This is a genomic window from Acinetobacter sp. 228 (assembly GCF_048147885.1).
In genome coordinates this window covers 1-1,137 of record NZ_JAYWYV010000473.1, presented here as the reverse complement: position 1 = coordinate 1,137, position 1,137 = coordinate 1, and the positions used below count along the sequence as shown (strand labels likewise).

General features: G+C 37.6%; 1 protein-coding gene. It reads left to right on the top strand.

Annotated elements, in window-relative coordinates:
* The first annotated feature begins 157 nt into the window (after positions 1 to 157).
* Positions 158 to 1,129, top strand: a complete 972-nt coding sequence (locus tag VXQ92_RS19965) for a bile acid:sodium symporter family protein (RefSeq protein WP_001984712.1) — start codon at positions 158 to 160, stop codon at positions 1,127 to 1,129.
* Positions 1,130 to 1,137: the final 8 nt, after the last annotated feature.

Here is a 1,137-nt window from a genome sequence, read left to right as displayed (position 1 = left end):
GACGCAAATGCTAGAAATAATTAAATAAATGACTCAGGCGCTTTAAGATTTAGGTCTTAAAAGTCTAGCTTTATTTTTATAGCCCAGTATGATGAAGGCTTGACCAAATGGTCAATTTATCAACTGGGCTTTTCTTTATCTAAAATAATCATAGGATGTGAACATGCTGAAGTTCTTGGCACTTGATCGATTTACAATTTTGTTGGTTGGCATGGTACTACTAGCAACTTTTTTTCCAGTCAGTGGTCAAGCTGCGCAGTATTTCAATACATTAACTACAGTCGCGATTGCTATTTTATTTTTCTTGCATGGTGCCAAGCTGTCTCGTGAGGCAGTCATTGAAGGTATTTTGCATTGGAAAATGCACTTACTGGTATTTGCAATTACGTTCTTTATTTTTCCTGCTATTGGTTTATTGGCTAAACCTATTCTTTTACCTTTATTAGGGCAGCAGCTCTATTGGGGTTTTTTGTTTATGTGTTTCTTGCCATCTACTGTTCAGTCTTCTATTGCATTTACTTCGGTTGCAAAAGGGAATGTGGCAGGGGCGGTATGTAGCGCATCTTTCTCAAATTTGGTAGGTATGTTTATTACGCCAGTTTTAGTCAGTTTCTTTATTTTAGGACAAAGTCAGCACGGATTTGATCCTACATCTTCAATTATACAAATTACTTTGTTGCTATTAGTGCCTTTTGTTTTAGGGCAATTACTTCGTCCCTATGTTTTTCCATATATGGCAAAAGTACCAAGTATTGTAAAAGCATTTGACCAAGGTTCAATTTTGATGGTGGTCTATGGTGCATTTAGTGGGGCAGTGGTTGCGGGACTTTGGCATCAGGTGAGTTGGAAAACCTTACTGCTTTTGACCATTGCTTGTTCTGTTTTACTCACCATTATTATGCTGCTTGCACTTTATTTACCGCGCGCTTTTGGTTTTAATCGAGCTGATCAAATTACAGTGTTCTTTTGTGGCTCAAAAAAGACCTTGGCCAGTGGTGTACCTATGGCACAAATCTTATTTATTGGCCAACCTTTAGGTATGATTGTTTTACCAATTATGATCTTTCACCAAATCCAGTTAATGGTCTGTGGGGTCATTGCAAATTACTTGGCTAAATCCCAAGATTAATTCGCAAA